The following is a 24,593-nucleotide window of genomic DNA, read 5'->3' as shown; positions in this document are numbered from 1 at the left end:
GGGCGCTTGCTGGCTGATTTGGGCCTGCCCTACGTGGTTGATCCCGGGGATCTGCGGGACTGCCCGCCACCTAGCTCCTCCGCTAAGCAGGCCCGGTAGCCCTCCCGGTAGTTGGGATAGCGCAGCTTGTAGCCCAGCTGTTGGGTCAGCAGCTGGTTGCTGACCCGCCGGTTTTCGCTCCAGAAGCTGCGGGCCATGGGGCTCATGCTGCCGGCGACCTCGGCGTAGTGCTCCATTGGTGGCAGTTTGTGCCCCAGTAGGTGGGCCGCATAGCCCAGGGTCTCGCTGGAGGGGCAGGGGCAGTTGTCGGTCACATTGACCACGGTCGGGCGCTCCTGCTGCGGCCGGGCCAGGCAGTGCAGCAGGCAACCGACGATGTCGTCGACGTGTACTCGGCAAAACATCTGGCCAGGCTTGTGGATGAGACGGCTTTGCCCCGCTTGCAGGGCCGCAAATGGCGAGCGGTTGGGTCCGTAGATGGCTGGCAGCCGGAAAATCTGCACGGGTAGTTCTGTGGCTAGCCACGCCTGCTCCGCCGCAACCCGGGCCTGGCTGCGGCCGGCTCGGGCTGGGGTTGGGGCGGTTTCGTCAACCCAGGCCCCAGCGGTGTCGCCATAGACGCCGGTGGTGGAGAGATAGCCCAGCCATTGCAGGGGCAGCTCTCGCAGGCTTGGTCCTAGTAAGCGCAGCGCCGGATCACCCTGGCTTGGATCTGGGGGCACGCACACCACCACATCCGTGATGCCAGCCAGGGCGCTAGGGGCTGGTAGGGAGGCGCCGTCTGGAGAGCTGTTGAAGGGGAGCCATTTCAGGCCCTCGCCGCTGGAGCGTGGTTGGCGGCTGGTGAGGCGAACCGCCATGCCGCTGCGCTGGGCGGCCTGGGCAAGCCGCAGGCCCGTGAAGCCGCCGCCGATCACCAGCAGTTGGCGGGAGGGCTTGACAAGTGCCTGGATCATGAGTACACCTGTATTATCCCTGAAGTGATCGCCATGACGGTCTCAGTTTTCACGGTCCCAGTTTTCACTGTCTCAGCCTTGCCGGTTTCAGCTTTTCCGGTCTCAGCCTTTCCTGTTGCTGGTTCTCGTGCTGCAAGCTCCATTGCGCCAGGCTTGCGGGCTGCTCTTGAGTTCCCGGCACCAATCTCTAAGACGCCGGTCTCCTCAAGGCAGCGGTCCCGCTCCAGTGGTCATGAGATCACCGTGCCGGCGGTGTTGGCGGGGGTGCTGCTGCTGCTGGCTTTGGTGGTTGCCCCCGAGGGACCCCAGGTTCAGGAGGCCATCTGCCAGCGCCACAACGGCGCCGAGGCCTGCCGGGTCTGGTGAGGTTCCACCAGTTCTTCCAATTGGCCGGGATGTACCCACTGCAGCAGCCGCATTGCTAAACGCAGGTCTCCATCAGTCCAGGCACGAATCGCCATGGAGCGGCGGGGGTCGTAAAAGGGCTGTCGCCGGTACCAGGCAAAGGCATCCGCATCTCCCTTGTCGCCATTACAGGCCAGACAGGCGGGCACGCAGTTCTCGGTGACACTTAGCCCGCCCCGGCTCTGGGGGTGCACGTGGTCGATTGATTCCGAGCGCTCACCGCAATAAATGCAGTGTTGGTCGGTGATGAGATGAAGGGATTGGCGCCAGCGTCTGACGCGCAATTTGGGACAGAGATCCTCAAGGAACACCCCATCCCTGGCCTGCATCAGCGCGACTCGGTTGAGCAAAGTTTGCCCCCATCACCTGGGGTGTCAATGTGTCGACGATTGCACTTCCGCGGATGCGCTGTCTGCTGCGGCTGGGGGCGACGGGTTTGATTGAGGTAGTTAGCCCCTACGACGCGGTCACCCAAGCCCAGTTGCGGGCGATCCGCCCCCGGGGGAGTTGGTCTGGTCGGCAGCGTTGCTGGTCATTTCCCCTAGAAGCTGCCGCCGCCTTGCAGCAAGCCCTGGCAGGCCGGTTTCCTGTTCAGCCCGAGCTGGCCCAGTGGCTCGCCTGGTTGGAGCAGCCCCTGCCCCCCCTGCCGCCCCATCGGCAGTTGGTGGCGTCGGCAGATTTGGAGCAGCCCCTGCTGGATGGCCGCCTCCTGTTTGCCCATCAGCGGGCCGCGGTGCGCTGGCTACTGGCCCGCCGCGGTGCCGTGCTCGCGGATGCCATGGGGTTGGGTAAGACGCTCACAGCCCTGATGGCGGCTCGGGCCATGGTGCGCCAAGCCGATTGCCGCATCTTGGTGATTGCCCCGGTTGGTCTGCACGACCATTGGCAGGGTGAGGCGGCCAGCCTTGGCCTGCATCTGGAGCTGCACAGCTGGGCCCGGTTGCCCGACGCCTTGCCGCCCGCCGGCACCGTGCTGATCGCCGATGAGGCCCACTTCGCCCAAAACGGCCATACCCGCCGCAGCCAGGGGCTGCTGCGCCTGGCCCGCCACCCCCGGCTGCGAGCCATCTGGCTACTGACCGGCACGCCGATGAAAAATGGCCGCCCAGCCCAGTTATTTCCCCTGCTGGCGGCGATCGGCCACCCCCTCGCCCGCGACCAACGGGCCTTTGAGGAACTCTTCTGCCAGGGCCATTGGCGCGAGCAGGGCGGACGGCGCCTCTGGCAGGCGAATGGGGCCAGCCATCTGGAAGACCTGCAGCGGCTGGTGCGGCCCCTGGTGCTGCATCGCCGTAAGCAGGATTGCCTCGACCTGCCCCCCAAGCTGCGCCAGCTGTGGCCAGTTGAGCTGGATGAGCCTTCGGCCCGCGGCTTTCAGCACCGCCTGCAGCTCAAGGTCGACGACTATCGCCGTCGGGCTGCCCTCGGTGAGGTGCGCCGCGATGCCGAGGTGCTGGCCGTGCTCACGGCCCTGCGCCAGATCGGCTCCGATTACAAACTCCCAGCCACCCGGGCCTTGGTGGCTCCGTTGCTGGCCAAGGGAGAGGCGGTGGTTGTGTTTACGGCCTTCGTGGCTACGGCTGAGATGTTGCACCGCAGTTTTGAAGACAGTTGTGTTCTCACCGGCGCCCTGCCGCCGGCCCAGCGCCAGGCTCAGGTTGATGCGTTTCAGCGCGGCGAGCATTCCCTGCTGATCGCTACCTATGGCACCGGGGGCTTGGGCTTCACCCTGCACCGGGCGCGGCATGTGGTGCTAGTCGAGCGCCCCTGGACCCCAGGGGATGCGGAACAGGCAGAAGATCGCTGTCACCGCATCGGTATGGGGGCCTGCCTGACCAGCCATTGGCTGCAGCTGGGCGTTGCCGACCAGTTGGTGGACGGCTTACTGGCCAGTAAGGCTGAGCGCATCGCCGTGTTGTTGCAGCGGCGCTCCCAGCTGCTGGAGCGCCGCAATTTGCCGGCCATGATGAGAGACCTGATGGGTCGCTGGTGAGGCTGCTCAGGGTTGGGGGCGGTCTTGGTTTGCGCCCATGCCTTTGCCACCGCCTTCCCTGCAGAGCTGTTGACGCAGGTTCAGATCGGTGCGCAGTTGGGGATCCAGGCTGGCTGGTGGTTTAGAGCGGGCAAGGGCTGCAGCCCGGTTGATATCAGCGCAGGCTGCTGCCTCGTTGCCCGCCAGGCTGTGCAGCAGGTAGCGATCGTTGAGAGGGCCTGGGTTGGTTGGAAATGCCGCCACTACGGCGTCGCAGCGGCCGATCTGTTCCGTTAGCTGGTCGAGCTGCACGGTTTGCAGGCAGTCGTCGCTGCGTACCTGGCGCTGGGGTAAGGGCTCTTCAGCGCAGCCACCGGCAAGCAGCAGCAGCCCTGCCAGGGCGGCCAAGCTGCCCCCCGCTCGGCATCCGTTTCGGCATCCGGCTCGGCATAAATATTGGCGAGCCTTATTGACCCAGCCGCTCACTGCGGGAGGTGCCACTAGGCGCTGGGCTGGTGCTGGCTTCTGGCTTGGCTTCGGGTTTTGCGAACAGGTCACCTAGGTAGCGGCCGCAGTCGGGAAACACGCTGGGGTTCTGCACCACAGCTTCTGTGATCATCACCGCGGCGTGTTCCGGGGAGGTCTTGAACAGTTTGTCGTTTTGGCGTTTGATCACCGCATAGGCGGCATCCCAGCTCACCTGGTGGCTGTTGCCGCTGCTGCGCATATAGCAATAGATCTGAGCCCCCTTGCCCCCTGAGCCGGCGTTGGCGGCGGCGGTATTGGCCTCAGCTGTCTGGGCCTGGCCGGGTAGGGCGAGGCCGAATCCAGCAGCGCTGCCAACCAGGACCAGCAGGGCTCGGCGTAGCCCGGGAATCTGCCTCAAAGTCATTTTTAGTGCCATGGCCTGGGGCGTCAACGGGGAGACCGGGGCCCAACGTATCGATCACTTTGGCCTAAGTCGAGTCTGGGGCAGGGAAGAGCTCTGGCCTTGGCTGGTGCTGGTTTGTGTGTTGTGATCGGCTCCCATGCCCTGATTGCCATGGCTTACGAGTCGGTTTCCTTCCGCATCAGCCGTAATGCTGAAGATTTGGCCCAAACCGTGCACGCCCTCTCCCAGCGGCTGGTGAGACTGGAGCAGCGTTTGGAAGCCACGGAGCTGCAACTTGATCGCCAGGGAGAGCATGATCCCCAGGAGATCACCAGTCTCGACAACGTTGAACGACTGCTGGTCGACTGTCGCGCCTTGCTCGAGCTCACCGACAACAACGAGCTCACCCATCAAGATGGGTTCACCGACCAAAACGAGCTCACCGACCAAAACGATGAAATGGCGGCAGCGGCCTGATCCCGGGGGCTGGTCAGCGGTGTCAGAATGGGAAGAAAGTAGTTATGGCATACCCCACTCCCTCCCAAAACGGTTCCACCAATCGCTGCTCGCAAGCCTCGGGCTTAGCCCCGTCAGTTACCAACCAGGCTCCTTCCGGCCGCAGCGGCTACCCACCTACCTCAGGAGAGGGGGAGCATCAGTTGGAGAAGCTGGAGTTTGCACTGGCAGTGGCCCTCACCCGGGGTGACGAACAGAGATCCCAGTCTTTGCGTGATCAAATTGCCGCGTTGGGTGGCAATCGGGAAGAGCCAGGAACATGAAGCGCGGGGGGCCTGGGGGAGCTAGGTGATGTTTTCACTGGCTATGTTCAGCCTGGCGTATGATCAAAATGGATGCTTTGATCTTGCAAGGGATATATCAACCCTTTCCAGGATGGCTAAAGCCGATTTTGCATGGGCCATTCCCGTTCAGATACCGTTGAGATGACTGCCATTTTTACTAGTCCTGCGCGTACTTCTTCGTTGGCCGCACCCTCGGCTGACGCGCGCGAACAATTCATTGTTTCGATACGGGCCGATGAGGCTCGGGCGCGCCTTGCCGCTGAGCAAGGAGATTTGCCCCAAGCCGCACGCTTCATCATTGCGGCTTTGGATGGCGAGCGCCGGATGGCGGCCACCGGCCCTCAGGTTTTGCAGCTGATCAAGCCCCGGGGCTGAATCAGGCTAATTCCGCTGGCCTAATTCGCTAATTCGCCTGCTAGGCAAATTCGTCTCTTGCCCAATCTGATGACCTGAGAATAAAGCGGGTGACCGGACTCGAACCGGCGACGTTCAGCTTGGGAAGCTGACATTCTACCACTGAATTACACCCGCAAGGTGTATAAATTAAATTAGCAGAGTCTTGGGGAGAACGGCGCAAAGCCTGCTCTCCCCGGACGCTTGCTCAGCCCTGGGCCAGGGCTGCTGCACAGGCGGCTACGCCAGCACCGGCGCTGCCTTTGTGTAAGCCCAGATCCTGCAGGGTTGCTTCGATTGCAGCTACGGCTGTGAGCACATCGCGATCACAAACAAAGCCCAGGTGGCCGATGCGGAACACCTTGCCCTTGAGGTGATCCTGGCCGCCAGCCAGCAGGATGTCGAACTTTTCTTTCACGGCTTTGCGCATCGCTTCGGCGTCGATGCCTTCTGGCGCCACGGCGGTGATGGCCGGGCTGCCACAGCCCTCCGCGGCATAGAGGGGCAGACCAATCGCCTTCATACCTGCTTGGGCCGCGGCCCGGTGACGGGCATGGCGGGCGAAGATCTTTTCAAGACCCTCTGCCTGCATCATTTCCAGGGCTGCTTCGAGGGCGAAGTAGAGGTTGATGGCCGGGGTGAAGGGGTTGCTGTCGGCATGGGCCGATTTGCGGTATTTGGCCAGATCCAGATAAAACTTCGGCAGATCGGAGTGCTTGCAGGCTTCCCAGGCCCGGTCGCTCATGGCCACGAAAGCCAATCCCGGCGGCATCATGTAGCCCTTCTGGGAGCCGGAGCCGATCACGTCGATGCCCCAGTCCTCCATGGGCACATTGCAGGCACCCAGGCTGGTGACGCAGTCGGCGATGCAGAGGGCGGTGCCGTGGTCCTTGACGTGCGAGGCGATGGTCTGCAGATCGTTGATCACCCCAGTGGAGGTTTCCGAGTGGGTGATGATCACGGCCTTGATCGCTTTGGCAGTGTCGGCTTCCAGGGCGGCGCGGAAGGCCTCGGGGTCCAGGGGCTGGCCCCATTCGGCCTGGATCACCTGCACATTCAGGCCATAAGCCCTAGCCAGCTTCACCCAGCGCTCGCCAAACTTGCCGTTGTCGCCGCAGAGCACCGTGTTGCCCTTGCTCAGCACGTTGATAATTCCCGCCTCCATGGCAGCGGTGCCGCTGCCCGTGATCACCAGCACGTCGCCCTTTGTCTGATGCAGCCACTGCAGCTGTTGGGTGGTGCGCTTAACGATTTTCTGAAAGTCAGCGCTGCGGTGGCCGATCGGATGGCGACCCATGGCAAGCAGGACGCGTTCCGGCACCGGGGTGGGGCCGGGGATCATCAGGCTGAGTTTGTCCTGCATGGTTAGGGGATACGGCGGGCGGCGGCGGACCGCACAATCAACCACCATAAAAAACAGTGCTCTTTCCCCCGTTGCTTGAGCTGAACCAAATCGACGCTGCCTCGGCGGATGCCACTGCCGGATACACCGTGCCGGTGTGGCTTACGGCCGCAGCCCGGGCGGCCCTGGTGATCCTGCTTGGCCAGCCCTGGCAGCGTCACCAGCCCCTTTGGCTCCATCCCGACGCTGCGGCAGCCGGCGAGCTGCCCGCCCGGGTGCCGGTGCTAGCGGCCGCGCCCTTGGCCGATGGCTGGGTGCTGGCCATGGCCAGCTGTGATCCGGGGCCGGAGGTGCTCGACCTCACCCGTGGCTTGCAGCTATGGGTGCAATTGCGCTGGCTGGAGGGGCCAGGCAAGTGGCTTGAGTTGCGGGCCGGCGAGGGGGTGGGGGTGCTGCAGGCCAGTGGTGAGGCGTGCGTGTCTGCCTATGCCGAAAAGCTGCTCGAGTGCAACCTGCGGCCCCTGGTGCCGCCGGGAAGGCGTTTGGAGTTGCAGGTGGTGATTCCAGAGGGCAGGCGTCTGGCTGAGCGCACCAGCAATGCGGCTTTTGGGGTGGTGGATGGCCTGGCCTTGATCGGCACCCAGGCTGAGGTGCAGCGCAGCGCGGGCCCCGACCAGCTGGTCCAGGCCCTTGCGGCTCTGCGCGAACGCGCCGCAGCGCCTGCTTTCTGCGGTGATCTGGTGCTGGTGATCGGTGAGAACGGGCTCGATCTGGCGCCCAGGCTGGGTTTGCCACCTGATCTGTTGCTCAAGGCGGGCAACTGGCTCGGACCGCTGCTCGTGGCGGCGGCCGAGGCCGGGGTGCGCCGCCTGCTGCTGCTGGGTTATCAGGGCAAATTGATCAAGCTGGCGGGCGGCATCTTCCACACCCACCACCACCTAGCCGATGGCCGCGCCGAGGTGCTCACGGCCCTGGCGGCCTTGGCCGGGCTGGGGGGTGAATCCTTGCAAGCTCTTCACGATGCCCCCACCGTGGAGGCGGCCCTGGGAGAACTGGCCCAGCGGGACGGGCCGCGAGCCGAGCGCCTGCGTCAGGCCATTGCGGCGGCGGTGGAGCAGCGCAGCCTGCGCTATCTGGCCCGCTATGGCCAGGAGTCGATGGCGGTGGGGGCCGTGCTGTTTGATCGCTCTCGCCAGATCTGCGGCCAGGGACCGGTTGGCTTGGAATTGCTCACGGCTTTACGCAGCCCTGCCCGGAGCGACGCCTAGGCTGGTTCGAATGCTCTAGGGCCCAGCGTTGTCGATGTCTTCCACCGCTTCCCCTACCGCCGCTTCCCCTACCGTCCCAGTGCCCCAGCTTGACGCCACTTCCCAATCGACGCGCTATCCGGCGATTGTGATTCTTGATTTCGGCTCCCAGTATTCGGAGCTGATCGCCAGGCGGGTTAGGGAAACCGAAGTCTTCTCCCTGGTAATGGGCTACACCACCACGGCCGAGGAGCTGCGGGCGATTGCCCCCCGGGGCATCATTCTCAGCGGCGGGCCCAGTTCGGTGTATGAGCCGGGGGCTCCCGTGTGTGACCCGGCTATCTGGGAGCTGGGAATTCCGGTGCTGGGCGTTTGCTACGGCATGCAGCTGATGGTGCAGCAGCTGGGGGGCTCGGTGGTGGCCGCCGGTCGGGCGGAATACGGCAAGGCTCCGCTGCACGTTGACGACCCGATCGATTTGCTCACCAACGTCGAAGACGGCTCGACGATGTGGATGAGCCACGGCGACTCGGTGGAACGGCTACCCGAGGGCTTCTTGCGGCTGGCTCACACTGACAACACCCCAGAGGCCGCCGTCGCTGATCACCAGCGGCGCTTATACGGCGTGCAGTTTCATCCTGAGGTGGTCCACTCCACCGGCGGCATGGCAATGCTGCGCAATTTTGTGTACCACATTTGTGGTTGTGAGGCCGATTGGACCACAGCAGCTTTCATTGACGAAGCGGTGGCTGATGTGCGCGCCCAAGTCGGCGATAAGCGGGTTTTGCTGGCTCTCTCGGGAGGCGTTGATTCCTCCACCCTCGCCTTTTTGCTGCACAAGGCGATTGGCGACCAGCTCACCTGCATGTTCATCGATCAAGGCTTCATGCGCAAAGGCGAGCCTGAGTTTCTGGTGGAGTTTTTCGACAAGCGCTTCCACATCAACGTGGAATACATCAATGCCCGCGAGCGCTTCATCAGCAAGCTCGATGGCATCACCGACCCGGAGGAGAAGCGCAAGCTGATCGGCACGGAATTTATCCGGGTGTTTGAAGAGGAAAGCAAGCGCCTCGGCCCCTTCGACTACCTGGCCCAGGGCACCCTCTATCCCGATGTGATCGAGAGCGCCGGCACAGGTATTGATCCCAAAACCGGTGAGCGGGTGGCAGTGAAGATCAAAAGTCACCACAACGTTGGTGGCCTGCCCAAGGATCTGCAGTTCAAGCTGGTGGAACCCCTGCGTCGTTTGTTTAAAGACGAGGTGCGCAAGGTGGGCCGCAGCCTGGGTCTGCCCCAGGAAATCGTTGGCCGGCACCCCTTCCCCGGTCCTGGTCTGGCGATTCGCATCCTCGGTGAGGTCACCAGCGAGAAGCTCAACATCCTTCGTGACGCCGACCTGGTTGTGCGCGAGGAGGTGAAGGAGGCAGGCCTATACAACGAGATCTGGCAGGCTTTTGCCGTGCTGCTGCCGGTGCGCAGCGTGGGGGTGATGGGCGATAAACGCACCTATGCCTTCCCGATCGTGCTGCGCTGCGTCTCCTCGGAAGACGGCATGACGGCCGATTGGTCTCGCCTTCCCTACGACCTACTCGAGAAAATCTCCAACCGCATCGTCAATGAGGTCAAGGGCGTGAACCGGGTGGTGCTCGACATCACCAGCAAACCGCCTGGCACCATCGAGTGGGAGTAGGTGTTGCGGGAGTAGCCCGGGACGCCGACCTTCGATACCATCGGCTCCCAGCCCATACGTCGTGACTGCCGCCTCCGCGCCCCCCAGCTCGACACCCCCCGATCCCGACATGCAGCGACGGCTGCAGCAGGACAGCATCGTCCTAGCCGGCAAAACCATATATCTCAATCCCTTTCTGTATTGGCGCCGTTTTGATGCCAATACGGACCGCTGGCTGCGGGAGCCAGGCCAGTTGATGGAAGACCAGATCGCCAGCAACCGGCTCCGCTTTTATCCCGAGGTGGACTGGGAGCTGCTTGAAGAGGGCGAGCGGGCCGCCAAAGATGGCGCCGTGGAGATGTTCCTCAAGAGCCTGGAGCTGATCAGCACCTTCAACCCTGAGCTCTCGGCTGGCCATCTGCTCGAGGTTGAGCGCAAGATGGCGGTCACCAAGAAGAAATCATTTGAGCGCTGGGTGACCCGCTCCCTGCGCCGGCGCCAGCAGGAGGAAGAGAAGGCCCGGCGACGCTTTGACCGGGAGCGCACCCTGCGGGCCTGGGGCGAATGGCTGGCCCTTGACGTCACCCGCCAGGCCCTGGTGCCGCTGGCCTCGCTGCTGGTGATCGCCGTGGCGGCGGGTTGGTGGTGGGGTAGCCAGCAGAACTGCCGCCAGGTGATTTTTGATCCAGGGATCCAGCGGCTGGCTCCCTGAGCACCGGGCTGCAGGCAGGTCAGACTGTGGTTCCTGAGCCAGGAACGCCGCCATGGCCACCGACCCCTTTGATGCTCTCCGGCTCACCTTGATGCAGGACGTCCTGCCCGTGGGTTTGGCGGTGGTGGAGCGGGCCCGTAAGGGCGCGGCTCGCGAGGTGATGGCAGCTTTTGACGGCCAGGAGGCCGATCCCCTCGGCAGTCTGCGGGAGGAGGGCGAGCCTGCCGCTAGTCAGCTGCGCCAGGGCCTGGATCGGGTCAGCCCCGGCCTGGGCAACCCGGTGATGAAGGTGGAGGTCCACGATGTGGCCACCGAGGTAGGGGCTGAGGGAGCACACCAAGCCGATCCCCAGGACGCCTTGGAGCTGCAGCAGGGTCTGGCCCGCATTGCTGCTCGACTGGAGCAGCTGGAGCAGCGACTCGAGCCCAACGCCTGACCATGGCCTTTGGTCCAGCTGCCTCCCGTCACACCGGCATGGGCCGTCAGTCGGCCCTGCTGCTGGCTGTGGTGTTGCTGTTCAGCGGTGCCATGGTGGCACGCTTGGCCTGGTTGCAGTTGCTGCACGGCGCTGAGAACCGCGCCAGGGCCGATGAAAACCGAATTCGGCTGCTGCCCCGCAACCCGATCCGGGGTCGCCTTTTGGATCGTCATGGCCAGGTGCTGGCCACCAGCCGGCTCACCTACAACCTCTACATCCAGCCGCGGGAGGTGGGTGACGCCCAGTGGCCGGCCCTGCGAGATCGCTTGGCGACGGTGGTTGGGTTGCCTGCGGCCCAGCTGGAGGCGCGTCGACGCAGTGGTGCCAATGCGGAGGGATTTCGGATAGCTCTGGCCAGTGGCCTCAAGTCTGAGCAGGTGCTGCGCTTCCGGGAGCAGGCTGCCGGGCTCCAGGGCGCCGAGGTGGATGTGGACATCCTGCGCAGCTATCCCCACGGCCGGCTGGCAGCCCACGTGCTCGGTTACACCAGCGGGATCATGGAAGAGGAATACACCCAGCTCCAGCCCAAGGGCTACCGGATCCAGGATCGGGTGGGCCGCAGTGGGGTCGAGAAGCAGTTTGAGGGGCACCTGCGCGGCGAGTGGGGCGGCCAGCAGGTGGAGGTGAACGCCGCCGGCCAGGTGCAGCGCATCATCGGGGAGAAGTCTGCTAAGGCTGGTCAGGACCTGCGGCTCACCCTGGACCTGGCGCTGCAGCAGGCTGCAGAGCGCGCCCTCGACGGGGTGCGCAAGGGGGCGATCGTGGCGCTCGACCCCCAAACCGGAGCAATTCGGGCCCTGGCCAGCCGGCCCACCTTTGACCCCAATGTTTTTTCGCCGGCGCCGAGTTCCAGCCAGTGGAGCAGCCTCAATTCCCCCGATGCTCCCCTGCTGAATCGCGCCTTCCAGGGCTTTCCACCGGCCAGCACCTTCAAGATTGTTACCTCTGTGGCGGGCCTGGAGTCGGGCCGCTACACGGCCGACTCGAAGGTGATGACGATGAATTCGTTCTGTTATGCGGGCCTTTGCTATGGCGACCATGGCGCCCATGGGGCCATCGGTTTTCCTTTCGCCCTGGCCGTGAGCAGCAACACTTTCTATTACCAGGTGGGGCTGAAGGTGGGCCCCGATGAGCTGTTCAAAGCCGCCCGGCGCATGGGCTATGGCCAGGTCACGGGCATTGAGCTGGTGGAGGAGGAGACCCCGGGCTTGCTGGGTGATCAGGCCTGGAAACAGGAGGTGCTGGGTGAGGGCTGGACACCCGTGGACACCATCACCTCGGCCATTGGCCAGGGGGCCCTACAGGTGACCCCAATCCAGATGGCGCGGCTTTATGCCGCGGTGGCCAACGGTGGTTGGCTGGTGACGCCCCACCTGGTGGAGCGCCCCACGAAACGCACCTGGATCGGCCTTAAGCCGGCAACCCTGCAGGTGTTGCGGGATGGGCTGCGCCAGGTGGTGACCATCGGCACCGCCAAGCTTCTCAATGATCCCAACCTGCCTCCGGTGGCTGGCAAAACCGGCACTGGCGAAGATCCACCCCGGCCTGATCACGCCTGGTTTGGCGGCTATGCCCCAGCGGATAAGCCCACCTTGGTGATCATCGCCTTCGGGGAAAACTCCGGCGGCTATGGCGGCACGGTGGCAGCTCCGATGGTGAAGGCTTTGATGAACACTTGGTTCCGGGGCAGCCTGCCGGGGCAGGCGCCCCAGTCCTGATTCAGGCCACTAGTTGCAGGTCGGGCTTGGCCAACAGGCGCTGGTAGTAGCCGCGCAGTTGTTCGGTAGCTCCAGACCAACCCCAGCGCTCGGCTTCCTCGCGGGCGTTGGTGCGCAGCTCGGCCCGTTGACTGGCATCGCCAAGGAGGCGCTCCACCGCAGCAGCCAGGCTGCCTTCCTGGTCTGGTTCGTAAAGGCAGCCATTGACCCCATCGCTGACGATATCCGGGATGCCACCGCGGTTGGCGCCCACCACCGGGCAGCCGGCTGCCATGGCCTCCAGCAGCACCAGGCCCAGGGTTTCGGTGCTGGAGGGGAATAGAAAAGCGTCGCCGCTGGCGTAGGCCGCCGCCAGCTCTTGCCCGGCTAGGTAGCCCACGAAGTGGGTAGGTGTGCCCGCAAAGATCTTCTCGAGTTGCAGGCGGTAGGGACCATCTCCAACTAGGGCCAGCCGGGCATCGGGCATTGTTGCAAGCACGGGCCGGATCCGTTCGATCTGTTTTTCCGCAGATAGGCGGCCGATGTAGAGCAGCAGCTTGCCGGTGTCGCTCTGGCCGTTTAGCAGCCGCTGTCGCATGGCATCGGAGCGCAGCGCCGGCTGAAAAAGCTCAGTGTCTACGCCGCGCTGCCACAAATCGGTGTGCTGGATTCCTTTCTCACTTAGCTCTTGCACCATGGCGGTGGAGGTGCAGAGGTTGAGCCGGGCCTGGTTGTGGGCAGCTTTGAGCAGTTCCCACAGCAGTGGCTCGAGCATGCCCATGCCGTAGTGCTCCAGGTATTTGGGCAGATGGGTGTGGTAGCTGGCTACCAGGGGATAGGCCTTGGTTTTGGCCAGCCAGATGCCGCCGAGCCCCAGGACGGCGGGATTGACAACGTGGACAAGATCTGGCTTGAAGCGATCCAGGGCTTCTGCCACCGCCGGCCGAGGCAGGGCCAGCTTGAGCTCGGGGTAGAGGGGTAGGGGCATTGCGGGCACCCCCACCACTTGGGCTCCCATGTAGGTCTCGGGGGCGCCTTCCGGACAGAAGATCAGGACCTCATCGCCAGCCGCGACCAGATGCTGCACCGTCTTGGTGAGCCTGGTGACGATGCCGTCCACCTTGGGCAGAAAGGTTTCGGTGAAAAAGGCGATCTTCAAGGGTTTGGAGTTGCGCCTCAGGTCGTCTGGATGGCCTGAGCCTGGGTTTGGGTCCAGGCGGATTGGCAGGGAATGCGACTGCGGTCGCAGCGATCAGCCCACCGGCGCGCCACATCCACCACTTCAGCCAGCAGGCCGTCATCGAGGGTGGTGGGGTTGAGGCCCAGCTCGATGAAGCAGCGGTTGTCGACGATTAGATCGTTTTCGACGGCTTCATTGCGCGGATTGGGCAGGTAATTGATCTGGGCGTCCGTGAGAGCCGCCACTTTGCGGGCTAGTTCACCAACCTGGTGGCTTTCGGTCATCTGGTTGAAGATCTTCACCCGCTCGCCCCTGGCCGGCGGATTTTCCAGGGCCAGCTGCACGCACTTCACCGAATCGCGGATGTGGATGAAGGCGCGGGTCTGGCCGCCAGTGCCGTGCACAGTGAGCGGATAGCCGATCGCTGCCTGCATCAAAAAGCGATTGAGCACGGTGCCGTAGTCGCCGTCGTAGTCGAAGCGGTTGGTGAGGCGTGGGTCGCGCTCGGTGGCCTCGGTGTTGGTGCCCCAGACGATCCCCTGGTGCAGGTCGGTGATACGGATCTGGTCGTTTTTGTTGTAGTAGAGGAAGAGCAGCTGGTCCAGCGTCTTGGTCATGTGATAAACGCTGCCCGGGCTGGCCGGATGCAGGATCTCCTCCTCGAAGCGGCTGCCGTCGGGCTGGGGCACTTCCACCTTGAGGTAGCCCTCGGGGATGGTGGCCCCGCGGTGGGAGCCGTAGCCGTACACCCCCATCGTGCCTAAATGCACGATGTGGATGTCGAGGCCGCTCTCCACGATCGCGGCTAGCAGGTTGTGGGTGCCGTTGACGTTGTTGTCGACGGTGTAGCGCTTGGTGGCGCTGCTTTTCATCGAGTAGGGAGCTGCGCGCTGCTCGGCGAAATGCACCACCGAATCGGGCCGCTCGTGGCGTAGTAGCTCCAGAAGCCGTTCGTATTCCCCAGCGATGTCCAGATGGACAAACCGCATCGGCTTGCCGCCCACCTGTTCCCAGGCCTTAAGGCGGTCGCCCATGGTGGCGATCGGCGTCAGCGACTCAACCTCCAGGTCGACATCGATCTTGCGCCGGCTGAGGTTGTCAATGACAACCACCTCGTGGCCAGCATCGGCCAGGTTCACCGCGCAGGGCCAACCGCAGAAGCCGTCGCCACCGAGAACGAAGACCTTCATTGCAACGCCCATTCCGAAAACCTCAGACCCCTGCAGGACGAGCGGATGCTCCGCTTTGCAAGCTACTACAGGCGTTCGGCTTCAGCTCCCTACCCGGCCAACCTCGGGCGAACTGGGATTGGCGTTTGTGCGTATGGGTAGCCGACCTGCGTGGAAGGCGCTGCGGCCGGCCTCGCAGGCCATGGCCATGGCCCGCGCCATCGCCGGGGGGTCGCCTGCCAGGGCAATGGCGCTGTTGATCAGCAGGGCGTCTGCGCCCATTTCCATGGCCTGGGCGGCCTCGCTGGGCACGCCGATACCGGCGTCGACCACCACGGGCACCTTGGCGTTTTCGATGATCAGGGCGATGTTGGCGGCGTTGCGGATGCCCTGGCCCGAGCCGATCGGCGAGCCCAGGGGCATCACGGTGGCGCAGCCAGCCTCTTCGAGTCGCTTGGCCAGGAGTGGATCGGCATTTATGTATGGCAGCACCGTGAAGCCCTCCTTCACCAGTTGCTCAGCGGCTGCCAGGGTGCCGAATGGATCGGGTAGCAAATGTCGGGTGTCTGGAATCACCTCCAGCTTCACGAAGCAGTTGTCCTCCTGGCCTGCCAGCTTTGCCAGCTCCCGTCCCAGGCGGGCCACCCGGATCGCTTCTTCGGCGGTGGCGCAGCCGGCCGTGTTGGGCAGCATCCATATGCGCTGCCAGTCGATGGCCTCCAGCAGGCCTAAATGGCCGGCAGCCTGGCTCTGCACCCGACGCACGGCAACGGTCACGATTTCGCAGTCGCTGGCCTTCAGGCTGGCCTGCATGGCCGCCAGGCTCGGATATTTGCCGGTGCCTGTCATCAGGCGGCTGCGGAAGCTGCGCCCCCCGATCACAAGTGGATCCCGGTGGGTGTGCGGTTCGCTGGTGGAAGCGGTGGTGACCACGGAGCAGGGCCAGATCTCGGCAACGGTCCTAGCCTCCCATTAGTCAGTTTTGGTTGTTGTGTCTTTTGCTGTTCTTCGTGCTGCCCTGCCGTTAGCCGCAGTGCCGCTGGCACTGTTGCCAATCGGTTTGTTCCCGGCGCAGGCGGCTACACCCGTGGCCAGTGAGGCCTTTGTGCCTTTTACCCCTCCCTTGGCTACCAGCGTCGGTGGTGAGTCGCTTAGTGGTTTGGGAGGTGCGGAGACCTTTGATCCAGTTGGCCGGGCCCAGCTGCTGGCCGGGGAGATGCCGCTCGTATGGAGTGGTACTTATCAATCCTTTGACAATTCCCAGATTGTGAGTGCTGAGCTGCGGCTTGCCTCGGTTAAGCCGATGGGCCAGATGATCGACCTGCGCGGTGAACTCACGGTGGGTGGTGTTACCACTCCCGTGCAGGGCAACCTCAACGCCGAATCAGACCAGCTCGACCTGCTGATGCTCTGCGAGTGCGAGGTGGCGGGTCTGGAGATGGGAGGGGTATTTACCGGTCTGCAGGGCCTGCAGTTGTCAGGCTGGCAAGCACCTCGTCTCACCAGCCGTGGCGGCCGCCTGGATCTGCGTCCCCTATCAAGTGCTAGCCGCGTAGTTGCACCAACCCGCGGTGCTGCAGTGCGCGGGCTTTGGTGAAGCGCGTAATTTGGTGAATCTTGAATAGATAATCGCTTAGGCCGCCCGATTCAGGCCGGCCTTGCGATCGAGAAGTTTCAACCGTTTGCGGGCGGTTTTATTGTTGGCGTCAAGCTCAATCACCTGCTCATAGGTCTGCTTGGCCTCTTCCAGCTTGAGCTGCTTTTCCAGGGCGAAGGCAAGATTATTGAGTGCTACTGGATAGGCGGGTTTGGCTTCCAACGCCAGCCGGTAATGGCGAATTGCCGTTTTGTAGTTGTTTTGAGCGGCCAAGGCGAAGCCCAGGGCGTTTTGAATCACAGCTTGGGCTTCAGCCGGTTCTTTAGCAGCTTCAGCTTTCTTAAGAGCTTGCTTGAGTGATTCGGCGGCTTGGCCATACAAGCGCTTGCGTAATTGCACAGAGCCAAGCTCGTACAACGTGGCCGCGTCTGATGGCTTAGGGCCTTCACTACGCTCTAGCTTTGCCAGGGTGACTTCATCTGAACGTACGCGCCAGATTTGTCGGGCCACTACAACCGCAGCGACCCCCAGCAGGACGATCAGCCCAATTAGGTAGGCCTGGGGAAGGAGGGCGTCCAAAAAGACCTACTGGTTGAACTCAGTTTGAAGCGGCGCCCACGATGGTGGTGAAGCTGCCGGGGTCGACCACTGCAAGCTGGGCCAGCATTTTGCGGTTGATGCGCACGTCTGCTTTCTTTAAGCCACCCATGAAGCGGCTGTAGCTCAAGCCATTGAGCCGAGCTGCTGCGTTGATTCGGGCGATCCAGAGACGGCGGAAGTCGCGCTTGCGACGACGGCGGTCCCGGTAGGCATTGCAAAGGGCCTTCATCACCCGCTGATTGGCGGTGCGGAAGAGGGAGCCATTGCCGCCGCGGAAGCCACGGGCTAGGCGAAGAATCTTGTTACGGCGTTTGCGGGCAACATTGCCCCTCTTGACGCGTGACATAGCAGTAGATCAGGAAGATAAAAGTAAAAATTGGCCGAGGTCGCTCTCAGGCGTAGGGGAGCATCGCTCTCACGTTGTCCGCATCGCGCTCATCAACAACAGCCATTGTGCCCAGATGACGCTTGCGCTTCGGGCTCTTGTGATCGAGCAGGTGGTTGAGGAAGGCTCGGCGACGCAGAAACTTGCCGGTGCTGGTGGCCTTGAACCGCTTGGCGGCTGCTTTGCGGGTCTTGAGCTTCGGCATTTCTCGCGTTGCGGCGGGCACAAACAAGCAGAGTACGACGTGGCAGTGCCTTCCTCCAAGACTCCTCCTTTTAAGCAATGTTTTCAGCCCGGTCCTCTTCGGCCCAATCGTTGTTGCCGTTTGCCGTTTGGGCCAGCACGCTGCTGCTCGCGGGGGGATGTCGGGCCGCCGCACCTCCCATTTCACCTGGATCCGGCCCTACTTCTGCGCTGCATTGGCCCGTGCAGCCTCCGCCGGCAGTGGCGGCCACATCGCCGGTGCTCTGGGTGGCCCTGGCGGCCCATTTGGGTCCGCCTACTCCCTTGGAGCTACGCAGCGCGGCTGGAAACCTCACCCTGCTGAGTGCGACGGGCCAGCGGTTTCAGGCGCCCCGGTTGCAGTTGCACTGGCGCAGGCTGCCGTTGGCCGAGCCCTTGGCGCTGCGCCGTCAGGTATGGGGGCCCTTTGCTAGCTACGAGAGCGCCCAGGAGGCTGCTGGCCGCTGGCGACTGGCCGGTGCCACCCCCGTGATTGCCCACCCGGCAGAATGGGAAGTGTGGGCCGCGCCCGAGGCTCCAGCGCCCGCTGGAGTTAGGCCGCGGCTGGTGGAGCAGCTGCAGCGCGATCGCCTGGTTTTGGAGCTGCGGCGCCCGGATGGCCCGGTTCGCCTCGAGGGGCCCTTGCGCTTGGAGGCCCCGGGGGGGCTGAGCTGGCAGGGGGGGGTGTTTGCAGGTCCGTTCCGGCTCCAGGGAGATGCCTACGGCAGCTGGTCATTGGTGGAGGAGGTGCCCTTAGAGCGCTACCTGCTTGGGGTTGTGCCCCATGAGATTGGGGCAGGCTCCCCCGCGGCGGCCCTGGCTGCCCAGGCGGTGCTGGCCCGCACCTGGGCCCTGCGCAACCAGGGGAGATTCGTGGTGGATGGCTACCACCTATGCGCCGATACCCAATGCCAGGTGTACGCAGACCCCCGCCAGGCCGGAGCAGCTGTACGCCATGCGATTGCCGCCACCCAATATCAAGTCTTGAGCTGGCAGGGTGCGCCGATTCATGGCGTGTATCACGCCACAAATGGGGGGATTGCGGCCGGGTTTGAGGAGGTGTGGATTGGGGACGCCCTGCCCTACCTGAGGCCGCGGGTGGATGGTCCGCCGGCCGTTGCAGCCGCCGTGGTTTTGCCGTTGCAGCCGGCCCGGCTAGTAGCGGCCCTGGCGGCTACCGCCCGGGCCTATGGCTTCGACCACCCCCGCTTCCGCTGGTCTCGCCAGCTCGATTCGGCCCAGATTCAGCAGGCCTTGAGCCGCGCTGCCCTGCCCTTGGGCCTGCTGCCCACACGCCTGGCGGTGCTGGAGCGGGGCCCCAGTGGACGGGTATTGGCGCTGGAAATCCAGGCGCAGGCAGCCAGCGGAGTGCGGCAGAGCGTGGTGCTGCGCCGTGATGCGATTCGCCGCACCTTGCGGCAGTTGCCCAGCACCCTCTTTGTGTTGCGGCCGGACGGCCCGGGTCGCTGGATTTTCGAGGGGGGAGGGTTTGGCCACGGTGCCGGCCTGTCTCAAGCAGGAGCTATCGACTTAGCCCGGCGTGGCTGGAGCCTGGCTCGCATCCTCGATCACTACTATCCGGGCACCAGGCTCCAGTCCCTCAGGGCGTTGCCAGGCATCAGCCCCCTGTCCGAGCCCGGCTCGGCTGCCAGTTCCCCCTAGAGTTCGGCCACTTTCGGGATCGCCATGGCTGTGGGTGGCCGTACCACCGATCACCGTCGCGGCAAGTCGGCCCTGTTCCTGATCGGCTGCGGCTGGGCGGGAATGGCTCCCCATTGGCTCCATGAGTCGCTGCGCCTGATCCCGGCTCTCACCCTGGCCGTGCTGCTTGGGGGCTACAGCCTGCGCACCGTGTTGCGCCAGGTTTTTGGTTCGGTAGGCAGCTCAGAACCAGCTCAAGCCTCCGCCTCTCAAGGGGCTGAACCCCTACCCGCCGTGGACGTGGTGGTGGCGGCACGCGATGAGCAGGCAGTTATTGGCCGACTGGTGGAGCGCATTGCTCAGTTGAGCTACCCGCAGGGGCAGATGCGGCTCTGGGTAATTGACGACGCCAGCAGCGATCGGACCCCCCAGGTTTTGGCTGAGCTGCAGGAGCGTCATCCTTTTCTGCAGGTATTGCGGCGTGAGCCAGATGCCGGCGGCGGCAAATCGGGCGCTCTAAATCTGGTGCTGCAGCAGCTTCAGGGCCGCTGGATGTTCGTGCTCGACGCTGATGCCGACCTTCAGAGCGACACCCTGGAGCGGCTGATTCCCTACGCGGAAGCTGGTGGCTGGTCGGCCGTGCAGTTGCGCAAAGCTGAGGTGAATGCCACCGCCAATTGGCTGACCCGGGCCCAAGCCATGGAGATGGCCCTCGACGCCGTGATCCAGCAAGGTCGCTTAGCTGTGGGAGGCGTAGCCGAATTGCGCGGCAATGGCCAGCTGCTGCGCCGGGACGCCCTGCTCAGTAGCGGTGGTTTCAACGAGGGCACGGTCACCGACGACCTAGACCTCAGTTTCAGGCTGCTGCTCGACGGCCAGCCGATTGGCATCCTCTGGGATCCGCCGGTACAGGAAGAGGCGGTGCTGAGTGTGGCTGCCCTCTGGCGTCAGCGTCAGCGTTGGGCTGAAGGCGGTTTGCAGCGCTTCTTCGATTACTGGCCCGGCCTGATTTCGGAGCGTCTCAGCGCTAGTCAGAAGCTTGATTTAACCAGTTTCTTCCTGCTCCAATACTTTTTGCCGGTGGTGGCGATTGCCGATTTGCTCGGAGCCGTGATTACGGGCACCCGACCAACTATCTGGCCCCTTTCCTTTGTTGCCTTTGGGCTTTCTGGAGGGGCGATCTTGGCCGGTTGTCGTCGCCCTAGCGAGGGCCCGGCCCTGCCAGCCATGAACCTCTGGAACCTGCTCCTGGGTATTGCCTATTTGAGCCACTGGTTTGTGGTGATTCCCTGGACCACTCTGCGCATGGCCCTGCTTCCCAAGAGCCTGGTTTGGGCTAAGACCATGCACCTCGGCGAGGAGGAAGAGTCCCAAATCGAAGATCCGGCAGCCGCCTGATTACCTGCTTACAAAATTGTGCTGGCCCCGCTCAGGCTGCCGCCTCTTCTGCATCGCAAGTCAATGCGTCGCCAGTTAATTCGTCGAGCGGCCCATCGAGTTCAACTACTTCGCCATTGAAGAACTCCGCCAGCCTTCTGGCCTTGTCATCAAGGGGTGCGGCTAAGGGGGGCGCAATAGCTGCTGCCGCTGGCGGATCGGCTGCTGGGTTTGGCAGGGCTGCTGGGCTTGGTAGGGGTGCTGGGCTTGGCGTTGGTGGTGGTGGTGTCGGCTTGGGGGTGGGGGCACTGGAGGTGGCGGCGCTGGGGGCGCTCCCAGTTGGTGCTGCGCTCTCCCCACCCCCTTCCAATGTGAGCTGGCGCGTGCTGCCTAGGGCCTTAGCTACCGCTGCTTCCAGCAGGGGCAGGCGGCTCTGCACCATGGCCATCCAGTTGCCGGCCACCTGCACCACGGCGCGGCGTTCATCGAGCCTCACCAGCCGGGCCTGTTGGGACAGCAACATTCGCGTAGAGGGCAGCTCCAGGCCCGCCAGGATTTGCTGCCAGAGCTCCGGCAGGTTGGGGGAGCTGTTGGGCTCGACGCTGACTGGAGCTGGAGCCGGAGCCGGGATTGGGGCGACCGCCGGTGTGACCGTCGTTGTGACCGCCGGTGCGATTGGGGGTGCAACCAGCGGTGCAACTGCAGGTGCTGAGGCAGAGATTGGCTGGGCGGCAGCTACCGGCTCGGCCAGCAGACCCAACAGCAGCACCTCTAGCCACAGGCGCGGGTTGACGCTGTGGCGCAGCTGCTGCTCGCTGCCCCTTAGCTGGGCCTGCCACTGCAGTAGGCGGGCTTTGCCGAGGGAGCGGGCCAAATCGGGAAGGGCTTGGCGGAACTGGGGCGACACGCTGGTGAGCTCTAGGCGGTCGGGCGCCGTGCCAGCCAGCACTAGATCCCGCAGCAGGCTGACGAGCCCCTGCAGCACGGCTGCGGGCTCCCGGCCCCGCTCCAGCAGCTCGCGGCAACCCTCCAGCAGGGCGAGGGGATCGCAACTGGCCAGGGCACCGGCTAGGGCCAGTAGTTCCTGCTCCGGTACAGCCCCCAGCAGCTCCCATACCGCTGTGGCCTCGATCGGCGCCGGCAGCAGACTGAGCTGATCAAGCAGGCTCTCCGCATCCCGCAGGCCCCCCTGGGCTCGCTGGGCCACCACGTGCAGGGCTTCTGGAGTGATTCCGATCTGCTCTTGATCAGCGATCCAGCTGAGGTGTTGCTCGAGGGCCTGCAGGGGGATGCGGCGGAAGTCGAAGCGTTGACAGCGGCTCAGGATCGTGGCGAGTACCCGCTGCGGGTCGGTGGTGGCCAGCACGAACACCACCCGCGGCGGTGGCTCCTCCAAGGTTTTGAGCAGGGCGTTGAAGGCGGCGGTTGAGAGCATGTGGCACTCGTCCACCACATACACCTTCCAGCGGGCCTGCACCGGAGCGAAGCGGGAGCGCTCGATCAGCTCGCGGATGTTGTCGACGCCGGTGTTGGAGGCGGCGTCGATCTCGATTACATCGAGGGCATTGCCGGCGGCGATGGAGGTGCAGAGCTCGCAGACGCCACAGGGCTCGGGGGTGGGCCCATCGCTGCCGATGCAGTTGAGGGAGCGGGCCAGGATGCGGGCGCTGGAGGTTTTACCCGTGCCGCGGGGGCCACAAAACAGATAGGCCGGCGCAATCCGGCCGGTGCGCAGGGCGTTGCCCAGAGTGGCGGCGATCGCCTCCTGCCCCACCAGCTGGTCGAAGCGCTGGGGACGGTATTTGTGGTGGAGGGGTTGGTAGCTGGAGATCGCCGTTGGGCTCATGAAGCTGAGGCATGAGATTAGTGGCCCTGGTCCGGTTCGAGCTGGCGCCTTAGCCGCTCTTCCAGTTCTTCCACGGCCGTGAGTTGGTCGGCTAGTTTCTGGGCCGCCAGCCTCAGGTTTTCGAAGCGGTCTTGGCCCCAGCGAGCTTCAGCCCGGCCAAGCTCCTGCTCCAATTTCTGCTGCAGGCCTTGGCGCAGCTTGTCGAGTTCGGCCAGGTTGCCCTGGCGCAGCAGCATTCGGGCAGCGCTGAGCATGGCCGCTGGCACCCACTGACCGATGGCCAGGGCCCCGAGGCTGCCGGTGTGCAGCAAATCCTCGACCTGGGCGCTGCGATGCCGGCCGGTCTTGCACCAATGGGCGAAGTGTTCGCAGTTGTTGAACAGCAAGTTGTAATTCTGTTCGCCCAGGCGCCCCATGGCCCGCCGCAGGGTCACGCCGGCCGGGGAGCAGTCGCCCGCGGCATAGGGAACCACCGCTACAGGTTCGCCGCGGCTGAAATCTGCCAGGGGGCTGCGCAGGATTTCGCGCCCTTCCAGGTAGTGGGCCACGCTGCCGTCGCCTAGATCGATGCCGTGATGCAAGAACAGACCGTGCTGGCGCGGCACCTGTAGGTGGTCAGCTGCGGACATCGGTGCGGGCCCGATCAGGCGCTGGCCTGCTGTGGCGAATCCAGGTTGGCGCTGCCGAGGGGCACCACCTTGCCCTTGCTGCGCTGCTCCACCAGCTCCCGGGTCACGGTGAAGCTCTTGACGTCGTTGCGGGAGGGCAGGTCGTACATCAGGTCGAGCATTAGCTCTTCGACGATGCCGCGCAGGGCCCGGGCGCCCGTCTTGCGGCGATGGGCCTCGATGGCAATCGCTTCAACAGCGCCGGCTTCGAAATCGAGCTGCACGTTGTCCATGCTCAGCAGGGTTTGGAACTGCTTGATCAGGGCATCCCGGGGCTCGGTGAGAATGGCTTGCAGGGCTGGCGTGTCGAGGGGCTCAAGCACCGCACTAACCGGCAGCCGACCAATGAATTCGGGGATCAGGCCGTAGCGCACTAGGTCGTCGGGCTCCAGATGGCGCAGCACCTCGGCTGCATGGCGATCCCTGCCGCTGCGGGGCCGGCTGCTGCCATCGGCACTGAGGAAACCGATGGAGTTGCGGCCCATCCGCTTCTGCACCACATCTTCGAGGCCGACGAAGGCACCACCGCAGATGAACAGGATCTGACTGGTGTCGATCTGAATGCATTCCTGGTAGGGATGCTTTCGGCCTCCCTGCGGCGGCACGTTGGCCACGGTGCCTTCGAGCATTTTCAGCAATGCCTGCTGCACCCCTTCTCCGGAGACGTCCCGGGTGATGGAGGGGTTTTCGCTTTTGCGGGCAATCTTGTCGATTTCATCGATGTAGATGATGCCCCGCTGGGCCTGTTCCACATCCTGATCCGCTTTCTGCAGCAGCCGTAGCAGGATGTTTTCCACGTCTTCTCCGACGTAGCCCGCCTCGGTAAGGGTGGTGGCGTCGGCCACCGCAAAGGGCACATCGAGCATTTCGGCCAGGGTCTGGGCCAGGAGCGTTTTGCCGCAGCCGGTGGGGCCGATCAGCAGGATGTTGCTCTTGTGCAGCTTGGTGGCTGTCTGGTCCGTTTCACCCTTGCCATCGCCTTGCCAGGCCAGGCGTTTGTAGTGGTTGTAAACAGCTACGGAAAGATTTTTCTTTGCTTCGTTTTGGCCCACCACCTGGCGGTCGAGAAAGGCCTTGATCTCCTGGGGCTTGGGCACCTCCGCCAGAGTTGGAGCGGGTTTGGTTGTTTTTTTGCTGGGGGCCTTACCGCGGCTGGAGTCGGCGGCATGACGGCCGCTTCCGCCTCCGCTGGCTGTGCCGCTATGTCCGTCTACCAGCTCCTCATCAAGGATCTCGTTGCAGAGATCGATACATTCATCGCAGATGTAGACACCCGGGCCGGCGATCAGCTTGCGCACCTGTTCTTGCGACTTGCCGCAGAACGAGCACTTCAGGTGGGCGTCGAACTTGGCCATGGGCAGGGGTG

General features: G+C 64.0%; 25 protein-coding genes and 1 tRNA gene. 11 read left to right on the top strand and 15 right to left on the bottom strand.

What is annotated here, in order from left to right:
• Positions 1-29: 29 nt before the first annotated feature.
• Positions 30-956: an SDR family oxidoreductase gene (locus C7K55_RS09575; protein ID WP_106632500.1), complete on the bottom strand. Its 927-nt coding sequence runs from the start codon at positions 954-956 to the stop codon at positions 30-32.
• Between the two features lie 33 nt (positions 957-989).
• Between C7K55_RS09575 and C7K55_RS13885 the strand changes: the two genes are divergently transcribed.
• On the top strand, positions 990-1,322 hold the full coding sequence (locus tag C7K55_RS13885; protein WP_153062456.1) for a hypothetical protein: 333 nt from the start codon (positions 990-992) through the stop codon (positions 1,320-1,322).
• Here C7K55_RS13885 and C7K55_RS09565 read toward each other — a convergent pair.
• Positions 1,268-1,690, bottom strand: a complete 423-nt coding sequence (locus C7K55_RS09565; protein ID WP_106632498.1) for an HNH endonuclease — start codon at positions 1,688-1,690, stop codon at positions 1,268-1,270. The two genes, C7K55_RS13885 and C7K55_RS09565, sit on opposite strands and share 55 nt — an antisense overlap.
• 74 nt (positions 1,691-1,764) lie before the next feature.
• Here C7K55_RS09565 and C7K55_RS09560 point away from each other — a divergent pair, with 74 nt between their 5' ends.
• Complete coding sequence (locus C7K55_RS09560) at positions 1,765-3,354, top strand: DEAD/DEAH box helicase (protein ID WP_106632497.1); 1,590 nt, start codon at positions 1,765-1,767, stop codon at positions 3,352-3,354.
• A gap of 6 nt (positions 3,355-3,360) precedes the next feature.
• On the opposite strand, the gene C7K55_RS09555 is transcribed toward C7K55_RS09560, so the two are convergent.
• Positions 3,361-3,741, bottom strand: coding sequence for a hypothetical protein (locus tag C7K55_RS09555; RefSeq protein ID WP_106632496.1), 381 nt, complete (start codon positions 3,739-3,741; stop codon positions 3,361-3,363).
• Between the two features lie 58 nt (positions 3,742-3,799).
• Positions 3,800-4,237, bottom strand: a complete 438-nt coding sequence (locus C7K55_RS09550; protein ID WP_241518289.1) for a DUF6554 family protein — start codon at positions 4,235-4,237, stop codon at positions 3,800-3,802.
• 138 nt (positions 4,238-4,375) lie between these two features.
• Here C7K55_RS09550 and C7K55_RS09545 point away from each other — a divergent pair, with 138 nt between their 5' ends.
• Positions 4,376-4,681 carry a hypothetical protein gene (locus tag C7K55_RS09545; RefSeq protein WP_241518295.1) on the top strand — a complete coding sequence of 102 codons (306 nt, stop codon included), beginning with the start codon at positions 4,376-4,378 and terminating at the stop codon, positions 4,679-4,681.
• A 782-nt stretch (positions 4,682-5,463) separates the two neighbouring features.
• Here C7K55_RS09545 and C7K55_RS09530 read toward each other — a convergent pair.
• A tRNA-Gly gene (locus C7K55_RS09530) sits at positions 5,464-5,535 on the bottom strand.
• Between the two features lie 70 nt (positions 5,536-5,605).
• Complete coding sequence (locus C7K55_RS09525; RefSeq protein WP_106632492.1) at positions 5,606-6,760, bottom strand: pyridoxal-phosphate-dependent aminotransferase family protein; 1,155 nt, start codon at positions 6,758-6,760, stop codon at positions 5,606-5,608.
• Between the two features lie 89 nt (positions 6,761-6,849).
• Between C7K55_RS09525 and cbiD the strand changes: the two genes are divergently transcribed.
• From cbiD to mrdA, 5 genes are all read left to right on the top strand, one after another.
• Complete coding sequence (gene cbiD, locus C7K55_RS09520; RefSeq protein WP_106632537.1) at positions 6,850-8,007, top strand: cobalt-precorrin-5B (C(1))-methyltransferase CbiD; 1,158 nt, start codon at positions 6,850-6,852, stop codon at positions 8,005-8,007.
• Positions 8,008-8,041: 34 nt separating this feature from the next.
• The gene (gene guaA, locus C7K55_RS09515; protein ID WP_241518288.1) at positions 8,042-9,676 is read left to right on the top strand and encodes a glutamine-hydrolyzing GMP synthase; all 1,635 of its coding nucleotides are present in this window, start codon (positions 8,042-8,044) and stop codon (positions 9,674-9,676) included.
• Positions 9,677-9,785: 109 nt separating this feature from the next.
• Positions 9,786-10,367 (top strand): hypothetical protein, encoded by a 582-nt coding sequence (locus tag C7K55_RS09510; protein ID WP_106632490.1) that lies wholly within the window; start codon positions 9,786-9,788, stop codon positions 10,365-10,367.
• Positions 10,368-10,419: 52 nt separating this feature from the next.
• Positions 10,420-10,803 carry a hypothetical protein gene (locus C7K55_RS09505; protein ID WP_106632489.1) on the top strand — a complete coding sequence of 128 codons (384 nt, stop codon included), beginning with the start codon at positions 10,420-10,422 and terminating at the stop codon, positions 10,801-10,803.
• A 2-nt stretch (positions 10,804-10,805) separates the two neighbouring features.
• Complete coding sequence (gene mrdA / locus C7K55_RS09500) at positions 10,806-12,563, top strand: penicillin-binding protein 2 (RefSeq protein WP_106632488.1); 1,758 nt, start codon at positions 10,806-10,808, stop codon at positions 12,561-12,563.
• A gap of 1 nt (position 12,564) precedes the next feature.
• Here the strand turns inward: mrdA and C7K55_RS09495 are convergent, their stop codons facing one another.
• From C7K55_RS09495 to C7K55_RS09485, 3 genes are all read right to left on the bottom strand, one after another.
• Entirely contained in the window at positions 12,565-13,701 is a 1,137-nt protein-coding gene (locus C7K55_RS09495; protein ID WP_106632487.1) for a glycosyltransferase family 4 protein, read from the bottom strand.
• A 17-nt stretch (positions 13,702-13,718) separates the two neighbouring features.
• A complete protein-coding gene (locus tag C7K55_RS09490) occupies positions 13,719-14,912 on the bottom strand; it encodes an NAD-dependent epimerase/dehydratase family protein (protein WP_106632486.1) in 1,194 nt (397 codons plus the stop codon).
• 81 nt (positions 14,913-14,993) lie between these two features.
• Complete coding sequence (locus C7K55_RS09485; protein WP_106632485.1) at positions 14,994-15,824, bottom strand: thiazole synthase; 831 nt, start codon at positions 15,822-15,824, stop codon at positions 14,994-14,996.
• 58 nt (positions 15,825-15,882) lie between these two features.
• Here C7K55_RS09485 and C7K55_RS09480 point away from each other — a divergent pair, with 58 nt between their 5' ends.
• Entirely contained in the window at positions 15,883-16,488 is a 606-nt protein-coding gene (locus C7K55_RS09480; protein WP_241518287.1) for a hypothetical protein, read from the top strand.
• 36 nt (positions 16,489-16,524) lie between these two features.
• On the opposite strand, the gene C7K55_RS09475 is transcribed toward C7K55_RS09480, so the two are convergent.
• Genes C7K55_RS09475 through rpmI form a run of 3 tightly spaced genes read right to left on the bottom strand, consistent with a single transcriptional unit; the run spans position 16,525 to position 17,678 of the window.
• Positions 16,525-17,067 carry a tetratricopeptide repeat protein gene (locus C7K55_RS09475; protein WP_106632484.1) on the bottom strand — a complete coding sequence of 181 codons (543 nt, stop codon included), beginning with the start codon at positions 17,065-17,067 and terminating at the stop codon, positions 16,525-16,527.
• A gap of 19 nt (positions 17,068-17,086) precedes the next feature.
• On the bottom strand, positions 17,087-17,434 hold the full coding sequence (gene rplT / locus C7K55_RS09470) for a 50S ribosomal protein L20 (protein WP_106632483.1): 348 nt from the start codon (positions 17,432-17,434) through the stop codon (positions 17,087-17,089).
• Positions 17,435-17,480: 46 nt separating this feature from the next.
• Positions 17,481-17,678: a 50S ribosomal protein L35 gene (rpmI, locus tag C7K55_RS09465; RefSeq protein WP_106632482.1), complete on the bottom strand. Its 198-nt coding sequence runs from the start codon at positions 17,676-17,678 to the stop codon at positions 17,481-17,483.
• 221 nt (positions 17,679-17,899) lie between these two features.
• Here rpmI and C7K55_RS09460 point away from each other — a divergent pair, with 221 nt between their 5' ends.
• Both C7K55_RS09460 and C7K55_RS09455 read left to right on the top strand, forming a co-directional pair.
• Positions 17,900-19,357: a SpoIID/LytB domain-containing protein gene (locus tag C7K55_RS09460; protein ID WP_315856798.1), complete on the top strand. Its 1,458-nt coding sequence runs from the start codon at positions 17,900-17,902 to the stop codon at positions 19,355-19,357.
• A 24-nt stretch (positions 19,358-19,381) separates the two neighbouring features.
• Entirely contained in the window at positions 19,382-20,734 is a 1,353-nt protein-coding gene (locus tag C7K55_RS09455; protein ID WP_106632480.1) for a glycosyltransferase family 2 protein, read from the top strand.
• Positions 20,735-20,765: 31 nt separating this feature from the next.
• On the opposite strand, the gene C7K55_RS09450 is transcribed toward C7K55_RS09455, so the two are convergent.
• Genes C7K55_RS09450 through clpX form a run of 3 tightly spaced genes read right to left on the bottom strand, consistent with a single transcriptional unit; the run spans position 20,766 to position 24,582 of the window.
• Positions 20,766-22,559 carry a DNA polymerase III subunit gamma/tau gene (locus C7K55_RS09450; protein WP_106632479.1) on the bottom strand — a complete coding sequence of 598 codons (1,794 nt, stop codon included), beginning with the start codon at positions 22,557-22,559 and terminating at the stop codon, positions 20,766-20,768.
• A gap of 17 nt (positions 22,560-22,576) precedes the next feature.
• Positions 22,577-23,188, bottom strand: coding sequence for a lecithin retinol acyltransferase family protein (locus C7K55_RS09445; RefSeq protein ID WP_106632478.1), 612 nt, complete (start codon positions 23,186-23,188; stop codon positions 22,577-22,579).
• Between the two features lie 14 nt (positions 23,189-23,202).
• Entirely contained in the window at positions 23,203-24,582 is a 1,380-nt protein-coding gene (gene clpX, locus C7K55_RS09440) for an ATP-dependent protease ATP-binding subunit ClpX (protein WP_106632477.1), read from the bottom strand.
• Positions 24,583-24,593: the final 11 nt, after the last annotated feature.

The organism is Cyanobium usitatum str. Tous, from assembly GCF_003011885.1.
Lineage (GTDB): Bacteria > Cyanobacteriota > Cyanobacteriia > PCC-6307 > Cyanobiaceae > Cyanobium_A > Cyanobium_A usitatum.
The sequence above is the reverse complement of the archived record's forward strand: the minus strand, read 5'-3'. Positions and strand labels throughout refer to the sequence as shown.